Origin of the sequence: Trichloromonas sp., from assembly GCF_041583255.1 — a bacterium.
Classification (GTDB): Bacteria; Desulfobacterota; Desulfuromonadia; order Desulfuromonadales; family Trichloromonadaceae; genus Trichloromonas.
On sequence record NZ_JBFHGD010000081.1, the window covers coordinates 1 to 13566 of the forward strand.

A 13566-nucleotide genomic window follows, 5' to 3' on the forward strand; every position below is an offset into this window, starting at 1 on the left:
ACCCGGATTTCAGCGTAGCGCCGGTAGAGCGCCTGCCGCTCCTCGAACAGCTGGCGAAAGGACTGGCCCTTCGCCCTGGCAATCCCCCGCGTGTCGAAATTTCTGATTCTGCGCCTGATCTCTGCGTAATCCACTTCGAGAAACACAATGGTCGAAATTCTCTTCAGATGGGTCATGCCTTTCTCGCTGTAGACGGCGCTGCCGCCGGTGGCGATGACATGCCGATCGACGTCGAGCTTGAGGATCTCTTCTTCCTCGACCTGGCGCAGGGTGAGATGGTCGCTCTCGTTGAGGATCTGCTGCAGGGATTTCTGCCGGCTGGTCTGGATCAATACGTCGGTGTCGATAAAGCCGAAAGAGAGGGCCTTGGCCAGGATGATGCCGACGGTGCTTTTGCCGGCGCCGGGCATGCCGATGAGGGTGAGGTTGGGGCGGGTCATTGGGGCCTTTCACGCAAACGTAGGGGTGATAATTTTTCCGCTGATAGGGTAGAATAATACACTGAACGGTAGCATTTTGGAGGCTTAAAGAGATGAGCGTTATGAAGCCGAGGGCCATTGTCATCGACGATGACGAAGGCTGCCGCAACCTGATCACCCTGATTCTCAAGCAGCGAGGGTACGAGGTGGTCAGCCTGTCCGACCCGACGGTATGCCCTCTTTATGACGATTTGCTGGCGGTCTGTCCCCACGAAGACGCCTGCGGCGATTTTTTGCTGACCGACCAGCGGATGCCGAAAATGACCGGCCTTGAATTCGTCGAGACCCAGGGCCGCAGAGGGTGCAAGGGGGTGGTCAACAAGAAGGCGGTACTGTCAGCCAGCTGGACCCCTGAAGAATTGGATAAAGCCGAAGAACTCGGCTGCAAGGTCTTTCGCAAGCCGTACGATGTGAAAGCAATTGCCGACTGGCTGGACGAGCAGGAAAAATCCATTGCCCCTGGGCGGAAACTTGCCAGGCTGGAAGATCTTTAGACCCGGTTTTCGACGCCGGTTGAAGTACGCGGCCGCTGCCCTGGTGAAGGCAGCGGCCGTTTTTTATCAATAATTCAAGCTGGCGGCTGGACCTCGTGCGGCAGCAGGTGGCGGGGACATATCCGGTCGGGGAGCCGCAACAAGGTGACGGCTGAAGGCAGCTGCAGTTGCCGGTAAAGTTCGGCGCTACGAATATACCCCTGCGGCAGGTGTATAGGCAGGGAAAACCGGTTTTTCGTCAGGGGCGGCAGTAGGCTTCGAGTGCTTTTTCGAAACCACGCAGGCCTTCAAGAGTCAAGGCGACGGTGGCGCCGCAGTGGGTGCATTTGCGTATTTTCCCGGGGGAGATGTCGGCGAATCGCTGATGGAAACTTTTCTTACACTGAGGGCATTCGTAATCGATTGTCAGTTCCATTTGACCACCTCACGCAAAGGGGGTTGACGTGATTAGTGCGCGCTAAGACATTGCCAGAAAATACCCTTGGCAGGCAAGAAAAATTTTCGGGATAAAAACCCTTGGCGGTCGGTCGCAAGACAAATCACTCGGGGACAGTTGCGGTATGGATTAATCCTGTAATAATAATAAATCAATTTTCTGCTTGGTGTTCATAAATGGAGAAGATATGGGTGACGCTTTTGATCTGAGGGGATACGAGGAGAGAGTGCAGCAGCTGGCGATGGAACATCTTTCTGACGCAAGCAATGCGGATGACCTGGTGAAAATGATGAAAATCATCACAGACGCTGCTGAGAGTGAACTGGCCGATCATCTTGAAGGCGGCGAACAGATTGCCTGCCGGGCCGGCTGTGGCAGCTGTTGCATACTGAACGTGGCGGTTCTTTTTCCCGAAGTGCTCGCCATCGTTGATTTTGTCAAAACCCGGATGTCTCCGGAGCAACAACGAACGATTGTACGGCGGGTCGATGTTCTGTTCCGTCAGGTGCGCTGGCTCGGTGAGGAGGAGCGGCTGTTTTTGCGGCAGAGCTGCGCGTTTCTCGACGAGTCGGGGGATTGTGTGATCTATCCGGTCCGGCCGCTGATCTGTCGCGCTATCACCTCGATCGACCCCCGTCACTGCGAAGCTGCACTGGACACGCCGAACTCAGATGAAGCGAGAACAGTGATCATGAACCTGTTCCAGAAAGGCCTGATGGAAGGAACTTTTGTCGCCCTATGCCATGCCCAGGCACAGCTTGGGTTTGAGGATCGCAGTGGGCAATTGACGGTGGGTGTTCAGGGTCTGTTCGACGCGCCGGAACTGGCAGATCGCTATCTTGAACGAAAAAATGTGTGGGGTGAACAGGCGGCGGGGTGACCAAGGTGAATCGGCTGTCGTTTGTTACGGTACGCTGGTATCGGATCGCATCGATTTTCTGCCCTCCTTTCGGGGGGCTTTTTTGTGTGGATTGTTTTATTAATCGGCTTGTCGGTGAGGGAAGCTGGATGTTAATGTTTGGGCTCGTTTTTTCAGGCTCGAAGAAGCCCTTTGTGAACACGGATAACAAGGAGGTGTAATGAACGCGGAGATCAACGGTATTCGCATGGCTTATGACGTCGCCGGGAGCGGCCCCGCCGTCCTGCTCATCCACGGTTTTCCCCTCTGCCGTCGCATGTGGCAGCCGCAGGTGCAGGCGCTGTCCGCAGCCGGTTTTCGGGTTGTGGTCCCCGACCTGCGCGGATTCGGCGAGAGCGGGGTAGGCGATCGGCCCGGCTCGATGGACCTGCTGGCGGATGACCTGGTTGTCCTGATGGATCACCTCGGCATTGAGCGGGCGGTCGTGGGCGGGATGTCGATGGGGGGATACGTGCTGCTCAACCTGCTGGCCCGGCACCCGCAGCGAGTTCGTGCCGCCTGCTTCATTGTGACCCGTGGCGATGCCGATGACGAAACCGGGCGCGGCAAGCGCAACCACCTGGTCGGCGAGGTTGAAGCGGGCAACCCCGGGGCGGTTCCGGCGGCCTTCGCTCCGCTGCTCTTTGCCGGGCAGACTGTCGCCAGAAGGCCGCAACTGGTGGATGAGGTGCGCGGCTGGATGGCGGCAACCGATCCGACCGGGCTGGTGCTGGGGCTGCAGGCGATCCGTGACCGGGTCGATTCGGGCCCGCTGCTGCCGACCCTGAAACTGCCGTCGCTGGTGATCGGGGCCCGTGAGGATAAGGCGATCCCTCCGGACAAGTCGGCATATCTGGCCGCGCAGGTTGCCGGCGCCGAACTGTGCATGATCGACGGTGGCGGGCACATGGTCAACCTGGAGCAGGCCGACGCCTTCAACGCGTGCCTGCTCGGGTTTCTGCAGCAAATCGGGAGCTAGTGCCCCCGACAAAGCCCGAATCGAGTTAGTTGATCGAGTTGCCGCTGAACAGGCAGGCGGCCGGTTGGGAGGCTTTGCGGGTGAGCAGGTCGGCGAGATGGTCGGGGGTGAGGGGGCGGGCGAAGTAAAACCCCTGCATTTCGTTGCAGCGGCGGTTGTGCAGAAAAGAGAGCTGTTCCTTGCTTTCGACCCCCTCGGCGATGACCTTGAGATTGAGGCTTTCGGCCATGGCGATGATGGCGCCGATGATGGCTTCGTTGTCGGGATCTTTGGGGATGTCGCGGACGAACTCCTGGGCGATCTTGATGCGGTCGATGGGGAAATGTTTCAGGTAGACCAGCGAGGAGTGGCCGGTCCCGAAATCGTCAATGGCCAGGCGCACGCCGCGAATTTTCAGGTCGGTCAGGGTCATGATGGTGCTCTGGACATTCTCCATGACCGTGCTTTCGGTCAGCTCGAGCTCGAGCAGGTCGGGCTGAAGGCCGGTTTCATTAAGAATCGTCTCGACCCGGTCGACAAAGTCGTGCTGCTTGAACTGCCGCGCCGAAACATTCACGGCAATTCGTGTCGGCGGAAGCCCCAGGGTCTGCCATGACTTGGCCTGGGCGCAGGCGGTGCGCAGTACGAATTCGCCGATCGGGATGATCATCCCGGTTTCCTCAGCGACCGGAATGAAGTATTCCGGGGGGACCAGCCCCTTCTCCGGGTGGCACCAGCGCAGCAGAGCTTCGATGCCGATGATTTCGCCGCTGTTGAGGTCGAGCTGGGGCTGGTAGGAGAGGAAGAGTTCGTTGCGGGCCAGCGCTTGGCGCAGGGAGGTTTCGAGCTGCAGCCGCTCGAGGGTTTTGCTGTTCAGTTCGGCCGAAAAGAACTGGTAGGTGTTGCGGCCAAGTTCCTTGGCCTCGTACATGGCGATGTCGGCTTTGCGCAGCATGGTTTCGGCATCGGTGCCATCGGTGGGATAGACGGCGATGCCGATGCTGGCCGTGGTGAAGAGTTCTTTCTCGTCGATCGTGACGGGGCTGGCGATGGCGTCGAGGATCCGGCGGGCGAAAATCGAGGGGTCCTGCTCATCGTCCAGTCCCGCCAGCAGGATGACGAATTCGTCGCCGCCGAACCGGGCTACCGTGTCGACATCGCGCAGGCATTTCTGCAGGCGGCCGGCGACGGATTGCAGCAGGGCGTCGCCGGCCCCATGGCCGAGGGTGTCGTTGATCCCTTTGAACTGGTCGAGGTCGAGAAACATGACTTCGAGGGTGCTGTTTTCGCGTTGGGCGCGCATCAGTTCGCGGCTCAGGCGGTCTTGAAACAGGGTGCGGTTGGGCAAGCCGGTGAGGGTGTCGTAATAGGCCAGTCGGTGAACCTTGTCTTCGGCCCGCTTGCGTTCGGTGACGTCGATCAGCACCGCCAGGCTGCTGATGATCGCCCCCTGGCTGTCCCGTTCGGCAACGGCGGATAGGAGCACGTCGATGGGCCTGCCGTCCTTGGCGACCATCTGGTAGGCGACGTTGGGGACGTCGCCGGTCTTGAAAAACTCGGGAAGATGGATGTCTTCGACCAGCTGCCGCGAGCGGCGGCTCATGAACTCGGTAAGGCGCCGGCCGATGACTTCGACGCGGTGGTAGCCGAGGGTTTTCAGCCACAGGTCGCTGACCGTGAGCAGGCAACCGTTGGGGTCGATAGAGTGCAGCATGACCGGGGTCTTGTGGTAGAGGTCCCGGTAGCGTTTTTCGCTTTCCTGGAGCCGCAAATAGGCTTCGTTCAAAATCCCCCCGCACTTCCTCTTGTTCATTTACGACATCGTCGGGTTTAAACCCGCTGCCGTTCTCGGTCTGCCCCGGCGGCGACGAGGCACCCTTCAGGCGGAAATATCAGCCTGGCTGTTGCCGCCTGCCGCAAACCCTTACCGCGTTTGCCTGGCCCATTGCCGGTTGGAGCGTATCAACCTGTAATGGCAGGCTTTTGCTAGTTTGGTGGACTATACCACAAGAGGATGAGAGAGGAAATTATTTCGTGACCAGGCCAGACAAGTCTGGCGTTGGAAGTTGTTCCATAGTTATGTTAGGATTTATGGAACTGATACTGAAACGGAGAGCAGCGCATTGACCGACCAATCCCCCTCAGGAGGAACCCGGGCGGCGGAAGAGAGCCGCAGCAAAACCGCGACGCCGCCCCTTTTCCGGGTTCTGATGCACAACGATGATTTTACCTCCATGGATTTCGTGGTGGAGGTGCTTGAATCGGTTTTTCACAAGTCGCCGACCGAAGCCAACCGCATCATGCTGAATATTCATTTCAAGGGGATGGGGATGTGCGGTATCTTTTCCCATGAAATTGCCGAGACCAAGATCGACCGGGTCCACGCCTTGGCCCGGGATGAGGGGTTTCCCCTTCGCTGCAGCATGGAACAGGCATAGCAGGTATTGCCCGATTCAGAATAAGGACGTTTTAATATGTTTAACCAGGATGTACAGATCGCATTTTCCCTTGCCGTACGAGAAGCGCAGCGGCGCCACCACGAATACCTGACCACCGAACATGTCCTCTATGCCATCCTCTTCGAAGAGCGCGGCCAGGAGGTGCTGGTCAACTGCGGTGGCGACATCGAGGTGCTGCGCAGCGCGCTCGAGGAATTTTTCGCCCAGCAGATGGAGGAGCTGTCTGCCGAGGAGGATTACGTCCCCGAGCAGACCGTGGGCCTGCAGCGGGTGCTGCAGCGGACCGTGGTGCACATGCACTCGGCGGGCAAGAAGGATGTAGGGCTGGGCGATCTGCTGGCGGCGATTCTCGAAGAGAAGAATTCCCACGCGGCCCATTTTCTCGCCGCCCAGGGGATCGATCGCCTCGACGTCCTCAACTTCATCTCTCACGGCGTTTCCAAGGTGCCTCGCGTGGAGCCGGCACCGGAACGTCCCGCGCCCGGAAAGTCCAGCGAAGGGGCGCCTGCCCCGTCCAAGGGGACTCCTTCCCGCGATCCACTTGACCTGTACACCGTCAACCTGGTGCAGCGGGCCCGCGAAGGCAAGATCGATCCCCTGATCGGGCGCGACCGGGAATTGGCGCGAACCATCCAGGTGCTCTGTCGGCGGCGCAAGAATAATCCCCTCTACGTGGGCGATCCTGGGGTCGGCAAGACCGCCATCGCCGAAGGGTTGGCGCTTCGACTTCACCAGGGGGAGGTGCCGGAGGTGCTCAAGGGGAACGAGGTCTACACCCTCGACCTCGGAGCGCTCTTGGCCGGCACCAAATTCCGCGGTGACTTCGAGGAGCGGCTCAAGGGGGTGATGGCGGCGCTGCGCAAGAAGCCCGAGGCGATCCTCTTTATCGACGAAATCCACACCATCGTCGGGGCCGGGGCGACCAGCGGCGGCTCCCTCGATGCCTCCAATATCCTCAAGCCGGTGCTGGCCACCGGTGAGCTGCGCTGCATCGGATCGACCACCTTCGAGGAATACAAGAACCTGTTCGACAAGGACCGGGCCCTCTCGCGGCGCTTTCAGAAAATCGATATTCTCGAGCCGAGCGTCGAGGACACGGTGGCGATTCTGCAGGGGCTGAAAAGCTACTACGAGGAGCACCATGGAGTCACCTACAGCGATGAGGCGCTGCGGGCGGCGGCCGAGCTGTCGGCTCGCCACATCAATTTTCGCCATCTCCCCGACAAGGCGATCGACGTGATCGACGAGGTGGGAGCGGCGTTTCGCATCCGCAAGCGTGCCGGCGGCACCGTTTCGGTCGCCGATATCGAAGCGGTGGTGGCCAGCATCGCTCGCATCCCGGCGCGCAGCGTCTCGACTTCGGACCGCAAGCGTTTGCAGCACCTGGGGCGCGATCTCAAGCGCCAGGTCTTCGGCCAGGACGAGGCGATCGACGTGCTCTGTCGCTCAATCCTGCGGGCCCGGGCCGGGCTGGGGCACCCGGACAAGCCGGTCGGCTCATTCCTCTTCACCGGCCCGACCGGGGTCGGCAAGACCGAGGTGGCCCGGCAGCTGGCGGCCCAGATGGGGGTGGAGTTTATCCGTTTCGACATGAGCGAGTACATGGAGAAGCACTCGGTGGCTCGCCTGATCGGCGCGCCGCCCGGCTACGTCGGCTTTGACCAGGGGGGGCTGCTGACCGACGGGGTGGTCAAAAATCCCTACGCGGTGCTGCTGCTCGACGAGATCGAAAAGGCCCATCCCGACCTCTTCAGTATCCTGCTGCAGGTGATGGATCACGGCACCCTGACCGACAATAACGGCAAAAAAGCCGATTTTCGCAATGTCGTGCTGATCATGACCAGCAATGCCGGCGCCCGCGAAATGAGCGCAACCCCCATCGGTTTCGGCACTCCTGCGCGGGCCGGCCTGAAGCAGGCGGTGGAAAAGACCTTTTCCCCCGAGTTTCGCAACCGGCTCGATGCCATCATTCCCTTCCACGCGCTGGACGAGAAGATCACCATCCGCATCGTCGACAAGTTTCTCGGCGAACTGCGCACGCGCCTGAAGGAGAATGGTGTCAGCCTGGTGGTCTCCGCCGCGGCCAGGGCCCAGCTGGCTCGTCGGGGCTACGATCCGGTCTACGGGGCGCGCCCTCTGGCCCGGTTGATCCAGACCGAGATCAGCGACGTGCTGGCCGGCGAGATTCTGTTCGGCCGCTTAAGCGACGGCGGCGATGTGCGCATCGGGGTGAGCGGCGGGGCGCTGACCTTCGCCTGGCCCGCAGCCTGATGCCCGCTTCCCCCGGCCCCCGGTTGTCCTGACTGCTGCCCATGCCTGTCTATCGCCTCAGCGACCAGTTGCTATTTCCGCCGCCGGAGTTTGCCGAACCCGAGGGGCTGCTCGCCGTCGGCGGCGACCTGTCGCCGTCCCGGCTGCTGCTGGCCTATTCGACGGGAATCTTCCCCTGGTTCAGCGAAGATGAACCGATCCTCTGGTGGTCCCCCGACCCCCGCTGTATCCTCGATCCTGCCGAGTTGAAAATTTCCCGCAGCCTGGCCAAAACCTTGCGCCAGGGCCGCTTCCGCACCAGTTTTGACGAGGCCTTTCCCGCCGTCGTTGCGGCCTGCGCCGACAGCCGCCGCAAGCATGAGGCGGGCACCTGGATCACGCACGACATGTTGCAGGCCTATGAGCGCCTGCACCGGTTGGGGTTTGCCCACTCGGTCGAATGCTGGCAGGGGGACGAACTGGTGGGGGGATTGTACGGGGTCTGCCTGGGACGCTGCTTTTTTGGCGAATCGATGTTTCATCGGAGCACCGATGCATCGAAGGTGGCCCTGGTGACGCTGGTGCGGTGGATGGAGGAGAAGGGGTGGGGGCTGATCGATTGCCAGGTGCCCAACCCTCACCTGGTTTCGCTGGGGGCGAAGGAAATCCCCCGCCGCGAGTTTTTACGCCGCCTGCGAAGCGGCGGCGTGACGCCCGGCCCGGTTCAGTCGGTGCCGGCTTTCCCCTGAAGGTTGGCCCTCGATCCATTGCGGCCGACTTTTTGCGATAGTTGCCGGTTACCTGTTTTCCCCCCCGAGTATTCTCCGGGTATCCCTCACGAACATCCCCAGACGATCGCGGTCGGAATCGAGCAGCGACAGGAAGCGCATGCCGGCGGCAAACCGTTCTTCGCTCTCGGTCGGCCGAGTCCACACGACTTCAGCCAGGGCGCAGATCGGTGGCGGAGTGCCGAGATCGATCAGCACCAGGCAGATGTCGGCGATATCCACCGGGCTTTTGATGTCGAAGCGAATACCGCCTGAGCTGAGATTGATCGGACGGTGAGGGAAAGCACCGAACTTGCTGAAGTCCTTGCTGTTTTGCAGGATCTGCAGGTTTTTCTCCCACTGGTCGTGAAATGTTCGCAGGGTGCCGCGCCCCTTGGTGTAGCGCAGTCCGGCCTTGATGTCGATGCGGGGGCTGGCGCGGCGCTGAAAGACCTGCAGGTCTTCGGTTACGCTGACCCGGATCGCCTGGCTGCCCTGGCGGCCTTGGCGGCCGGAGAAACGGCCGCTCAGCCGCAGGCCGAGACCGAAGGCCTCCGAATGGATGACGAGAGGCATGTCGTCTGCGAAGGGGAAGCTTTCATTGTCGCCGCCGCCGTAGGGGAGGGTCAGGTCGAAATAGTCAGGCCCCGAATCCAGGAAATAGGCCGTCAGAGAGTCGGTCCGGTCGGAACCCGGGACGGCGGTGCTGACGGTCAGCAGGATCTTCTGCCCTGATTTGAAGTATTTCGAATATGACATGGGTCCGTTTCGCCGCTGGTGGTTGAACGGGGAGCACTCTCGCGACCAGAAAGCATTTCACGCCTGTGGCCGGTAAAGACTGCCGAATGAAAAAGGGGGGGGAGACGTCCTACGGCTCCCCCCCTCCTTGACCGGTTTTCTCTTCGGCGGCAGGGTCACATCTGGTGACAGGTGTCGCAGTTGTCGCTGACTGTGAAGGCCTTTTTCCCATCATGGCAGGCCCCACATGATTTCCCCTTTTCCATGTCGCTCATGGTGAAGTCGGGGTTTTTGTTGGTAACGATGTGAAAGATTTCGTTGTGGCAACTCGGGCAGTTGTTGCCAAGGATTTCCAGGTGCCGGTAATGACTGAATTCGATATTCCCGGCGTCTTCGTTTACGAAAACAACCTTGTCCGTGATCCAGCGGGCGGACAGAACCGAAGGGGATATCACCAGCAGCGTCAGGGCGATCAGCCAGTGCAGTTTCATAAATAACCTCCTGAAGTTGACTACATCATCCCATTATACGGAGAATTGCCGGTCAGGCCAAACATTAATTTGTATCCGGCGTGCTCAGTTGCAGCCGGCCGGCCAGGTCGTCGATAAACTGGCGGGCAGTGCGCCCGGAACGGGTTCTGCGTCGGGCCGCCCATTGCCGGGCTTCGGCGGTGAGCACTTCCGGGGAAACCGGCAGCTGCCGCTGGTCCGCCAGCTGTTGAACCACGGCGAGATAGGTCTGCTCGGATGTCGCAGGAAAACCGAGGGTGATGCCGAAGCAGTCGGCCAGCGGACACTGTTCGGGATAGGCTTCGTTGGCATCGTCGGCAGGATAGGGCTGCAGGTGATTGCAGGTGGCGTAGACAAGGACGTTGTCCGGCCGCGCTTCCAGCCCTCCGTCCAGCAGGGCCGAGAGCTCCCGGTAGTCGCTCTCCGGCCCGTCGAGATTCAGGCCGTCGCAGAAGAGAATGAAGCGGTACGGCTGGGGGCGCAGCTGGGCGCAGATGGCGGGTAGCCGGGAAAGGTCTTCCCTGCGGATGGCAACCAGGCGCAATCCGGCCTCACCGAATTCGCCCAGCAGTCCCTTGACCGCCGAGGATTTGCCGCTGCCGCGGGCACCCCAGAGCAGGACGTGGTTGGCCGGCGCGCCGTGGAGAAACTGCAGGGTGTTCTGGCGCAGCCGCTGCAGGGCGGGGTCGATGCCGAGCAGGCTGCCGAGGTCAGGGAGGTCGGGATGCACCACGGGGCGCAGCACTCCGGCATCGTCTTCCTGGTGCCAGCGGAAAACGAGAAGGCTGGCGAAGAGTCCAGGGTCGAACTGGTATTCGGACAGCTTGCGGGTCAGGAATTCTTCACCGAGGTCCAGCATGTGTTCCAGGCGGTCCAGCAGGTATCCCCAGTCGATATCTACCGAGTTGAAGTGCATGGGCGAGTCTCTCCTTCAGCCATTGAGTGTTAACGCTATGGTAACAGATTTTCCGACTTCTTTAAGCGCCTTGTTGGTGGTTGGCAGGGGTCGGCAGACGTGCTAGGATGCCGCCTTTCTGGAGGATTTCGTTGAAAAACCGCACCGAACAGCTGTTTGCCGTAACCGCCCCCGGGCTCGAAGAGGTCTGTGCCAGCGAATTGCTGACCCTGGGCATGGACGCGATCCGTGTCGTCGCCGGCGGGGTCGAATTCTGCGGCGGATTGCGGGAGATTTACCAGGCCAATCTCTGGCTGCGCAGCGCCAGCCGGATTCTGGTCCGGCTGGATTCGATCAAGTGCCGGGATTTTCCCGACCTGTACCGCAAGGGGCTGCGGCTTCCCTGGGGACGCTTCCTGCGCCCGGGCACGGCGCTGCAGGTGCGGGCCAGCAGCCAGAGCTCGCGGCTCAACCATAGCGGGCGCATCGCCGCAACCCTCGCCGAGGCGGTGGACCGCGCGCTCGGACGGGAAGTCTCGCCAGCTGCCGGCCCGCAGCAGCTGGTGCTGGCCCGCTTCGAGGACGACGTCTGCCAGCTGTCGGTGGACAGCTCCGGAGAGCTGCTGCATCGCCGGGGCTACCGGGCCGAGACCGCTTTTGCCCCGCTGAGGGAGACTCTGGCCGCCGGCATTCTGCTGAAGCTGGGCTGGGACGGCTCGGCACCGCTGGCCGATCCGATGTGCGGTTCGGGCACTTTCGTCATCGAGGCCGCCCTGCTGGCCGGCAACCGGGCTCCCGGGCTGGACCGGCAGTTTTCCTTCATGGACTGGCCCGGTTTTCGGCAGGGGCTTTTAGATGCTCTGCGCCTCGAAGCCCGTCGCGCCGAACGCCCGATCCGGGTGCCGATCTGCGGCGGCGAGCGGCACCCGGAAGCGCTGGCGGCCGCCCGCCGCAACGCGGCCCGGGCCGGTGTCGAAACGCTGGTCGAGTTGTGCCAACAGGAGCTGCAGCATTTTGTCGCCCCGGCCGGGCTTGGCCTGGTGGTCTGCAACCCGCCCTACGGCAAGCGCATCGGCCGGGATGAGGATCTGCGGCCGCTGTTCCGGGCGCTTGGCGCCCTTTTTCGGGGCCACTTCCCGGGGTGGCGGGGGGCATTCATCTGCCCCGATGACCACCTGGCCAAAGCGACCGGCCTGCCGTTGCAGCGGCTTGGCGCGCTGCATAACGGCGGGATTCCCGTGACGCTGTGGATGGCCGACCTGTAGCAGCCCTATTCGCCTGGGCGGCAACATCGTTCGACCGGTTGCTGAAGAAATACTGCTTGATTTTTTTGTGCAGATGATTTACGTTTGCAACTTACCTCAATTCCGCAGGGGATTGGGTAGATACAGATCAGAAAGCGAGGTGATTGCTAGTGGAAATCCAGGTCATCGACAACAACGTCGAGAAGGCCATCCGCGTGCTCAAGCGTAAGCTGCAGCAGGAGGGACTCTTTCGTGAAATGAAGCAGCGTAAATTTTACGAGAAGCCCAGCGTCAAGCGCAAGCGCAAGGAGAAGGAGGCCCAGCGTCGGCTGCGCAAGAAAATGCGCCTGATGAAACGCGACTAACGCCTCGTTGCCATATTCTCAAAAAAGAAAAAGGTCGATCCCATCGGATCGACCTTTTTCTTTTGGGCTGTTAACGCCGGCCGCATGGTTTCATGCGGCCGGCGGTTTTTTTTGGCTGACTGCTCAGTTAGGGAACGAGGGGAGTTCGAGCCCTGCGACCTTGTCGAGCATGCGGATGACCTGGCAGCTGTAGCCGAACTCGTTGTCATACCAGACGTAGAGAACGGCCCGGTTGCCTTCGACGATAGTGGCCAGCGAATCGACCACACCGGCGTGGCGGGAGCCGACGAAATCGCTGGAGACCGCTTCCGGTGAATTGGTGTAGTCGAGCTGGTTCTGCAGCTTGGAGTCGAGGGAGACGTCGCGCAGGTACTTGTTCAGCTCGGCGACGCTGGTCGCCTTCTCAAGGGTCAGGTTGAGGATTGCCAGCGAGACGTTGGGGGTCGGCACGCGGATGGCGTTGCCGGTCAGCTTGCCGGTCAGCTCGGGCAGGGCCTTGGCCACCGCCTTGGCGGCGCCGGTCTCGGTGATGACCATGTTGAGCGGGGCGCTGCGGCCGCGGCGGGAGTTGTTATGGTAATTGTCGATCAGGTTCTGGTCGTTGGTGTACGAGTGGCAGGTTTCGACGTGGCCGTTGATGATGCCGAACTGGTCGTTGACCGCCTTGAGGGCCGGCACGATGGCGTTGGTGGTGCAGCTGGCGGCTGACAGAATCTGCTCGCCTTCGGTCAGCAGCTCGTTGTTGACCCCGTAGACGACGTTGGGGATGTCCCCCTTGCCGGGTGCAGTGAGAATGACCTTGGAGATTCCCTTGGCCTGCAGGTGGCGGCCGAGGCCGGCCCGGTCGCGCCACTTGCCGGTGTTGTCGACCAGGATGGCGTCATGGATGCCGTACCGGGTGTAGTCGATGCTCTCTGGGGCGTCGGCGTAGATGATGCGGATCATGTTGCCGTTGGCGATGATCGCGTTCTCCTCCTCGTCGATGCGGATGGTCCCGTGGTAGGGTCCGTGCACCGAGTCGCGGCGCAGCAGGCTGGCGCGTTTGACCAGGTCGTCTTCGCTTCCCTTGCGCAC

At 61.2% G+C, this 13566-nt stretch carries 15 protein-coding genes; 8 read left to right on the forward strand and 7 right to left on the reverse strand.

The window, feature by feature from the left end; translation table 11 throughout:
* The coding region (locus ABYV89_RS08290; RefSeq protein ID WP_432822481.1) for a shikimate kinase at positions 1-440 on the reverse strand (440 nt) is incomplete at its 3' end.
* 92 nt (positions 441-532) lie between these two features.
* Here ABYV89_RS08290 and ABYV89_RS08295 point away from each other — a divergent pair.
* Positions 533-973, forward strand: a complete 441-nt coding sequence (locus tag ABYV89_RS08295; RefSeq protein ID WP_432822482.1) for a response regulator — start codon at positions 533-535, stop codon at positions 971-973.
* 238 nt (positions 974-1211) lie between these two features.
* On the opposite strand, the gene ABYV89_RS08300 is transcribed toward ABYV89_RS08295, so the two are convergent.
* Positions 1212-1388 carry a hypothetical protein gene (locus ABYV89_RS08300; RefSeq protein WP_432822483.1) on the reverse strand — a complete coding sequence of 59 codons (177 nt, stop codon included), beginning with the start codon at positions 1386-1388 and terminating at the stop codon, positions 1212-1214.
* Between the two features lie 208 nt (positions 1389-1596).
* On the opposite strand from ABYV89_RS08300, the gene ABYV89_RS08305 reads away from it, so the two are divergent.
* Both ABYV89_RS08305 and ABYV89_RS08310 read left to right on the forward strand, forming a co-directional pair.
* On the forward strand, positions 1597-2289 hold the full coding sequence (locus ABYV89_RS08305) for a YkgJ family cysteine cluster protein (RefSeq protein ID WP_432822484.1): 693 nt from the start codon (positions 1597-1599) through the stop codon (positions 2287-2289).
* A gap of 199 nt (positions 2290-2488) precedes the next feature.
* Positions 2489-3286: an alpha/beta fold hydrolase gene (locus ABYV89_RS08310; protein ID WP_432822485.1), complete on the forward strand. Its 798-nt coding sequence runs from the start codon at positions 2489-2491 to the stop codon at positions 3284-3286.
* A 25-nt stretch (positions 3287-3311) separates the two neighbouring features.
* Here the strand turns inward: ABYV89_RS08310 and ABYV89_RS08315 are convergent, their stop codons facing one another.
* Positions 3312-5078, reverse strand: coding sequence for a sensor domain-containing protein (locus ABYV89_RS08315; RefSeq protein ID WP_432822486.1), 1767 nt, complete (start codon positions 5076-5078; stop codon positions 3312-3314).
* A gap of 310 nt (positions 5079-5388) precedes the next feature.
* Between ABYV89_RS08315 and ABYV89_RS08320 the strand changes: the two genes are divergently transcribed.
* Genes ABYV89_RS08320 through aat form a run of 3 tightly spaced genes read left to right on the forward strand, consistent with a single transcriptional unit; the run spans position 5389 to position 8723 of the window.
* Positions 5389-5703, forward strand: coding sequence for an ATP-dependent Clp protease adaptor ClpS (locus ABYV89_RS08320; RefSeq protein WP_432822487.1), 315 nt, complete (start codon positions 5389-5391; stop codon positions 5701-5703).
* Positions 5704-5739: 36 nt separating this feature from the next.
* Positions 5740-7995 carry an ATP-dependent Clp protease ATP-binding subunit ClpA gene (gene clpA / locus ABYV89_RS08325; protein WP_432822488.1) on the forward strand — a complete coding sequence of 752 codons (2256 nt, stop codon included), beginning with the start codon at positions 5740-5742 and terminating at the stop codon, positions 7993-7995.
* Positions 7996-8036: 41 nt separating this feature from the next.
* Positions 8037-8723, forward strand: a complete 687-nt coding sequence (gene aat, locus ABYV89_RS08330) for a leucyl/phenylalanyl-tRNA--protein transferase (protein ID WP_432822489.1) — start codon at positions 8037-8039, stop codon at positions 8721-8723.
* 48 nt (positions 8724-8771) lie between these two features.
* Here aat and ABYV89_RS08335 read toward each other — a convergent pair whose 3' ends face one another.
* The 3 genes from ABYV89_RS08335 to ABYV89_RS08345 all read right to left on the reverse strand — a co-directional run bounded on the left by ABYV89_RS08335 (position 8772) and on the right by ABYV89_RS08345 (position 10904).
* Positions 8772-9500: a PilZ domain-containing protein gene (locus ABYV89_RS08335; protein WP_432822490.1), complete on the reverse strand. Its 729-nt coding sequence runs from the start codon at positions 9498-9500 to the stop codon at positions 8772-8774.
* A 155-nt stretch (positions 9501-9655) separates the two neighbouring features.
* Positions 9656-9970, reverse strand: coding sequence for a cytochrome c3 family protein (locus ABYV89_RS08340; RefSeq protein WP_432822491.1), 315 nt, complete (start codon positions 9968-9970; stop codon positions 9656-9658).
* Between the two features lie 64 nt (positions 9971-10034).
* Positions 10035-10904, reverse strand: coding sequence for an ATP-binding protein (locus ABYV89_RS08345; RefSeq protein WP_432822492.1), 870 nt, complete (start codon positions 10902-10904; stop codon positions 10035-10037).
* A gap of 131 nt (positions 10905-11035) precedes the next feature.
* Here ABYV89_RS08345 and ABYV89_RS08350 point away from each other — a divergent pair, with 131 nt between their 5' ends.
* Positions 11036-12148 carry a THUMP domain-containing class I SAM-dependent RNA methyltransferase gene (locus tag ABYV89_RS08350; RefSeq protein ID WP_432822493.1) on the forward strand — a complete coding sequence of 371 codons (1113 nt, stop codon included), beginning with the start codon at positions 11036-11038 and terminating at the stop codon, positions 12146-12148.
* Positions 12149-12297: 149 nt separating this feature from the next.
* Positions 12298-12492, forward strand: a complete 195-nt coding sequence (rpsU, locus tag ABYV89_RS08355) for a small ribosomal subunit protein bS21 (RefSeq protein WP_432822494.1) — start codon at positions 12298-12300, stop codon at positions 12490-12492.
* 123 nt (positions 12493-12615) lie between these two features.
* Here rpsU and ABYV89_RS08360 read toward each other — a convergent pair.
* Positions 12616-13566: glyceraldehyde-3-phosphate dehydrogenase (locus ABYV89_RS08360; protein WP_432822495.1), on the reverse strand; the 951-nt coding region annotated here is incomplete at its 5' end.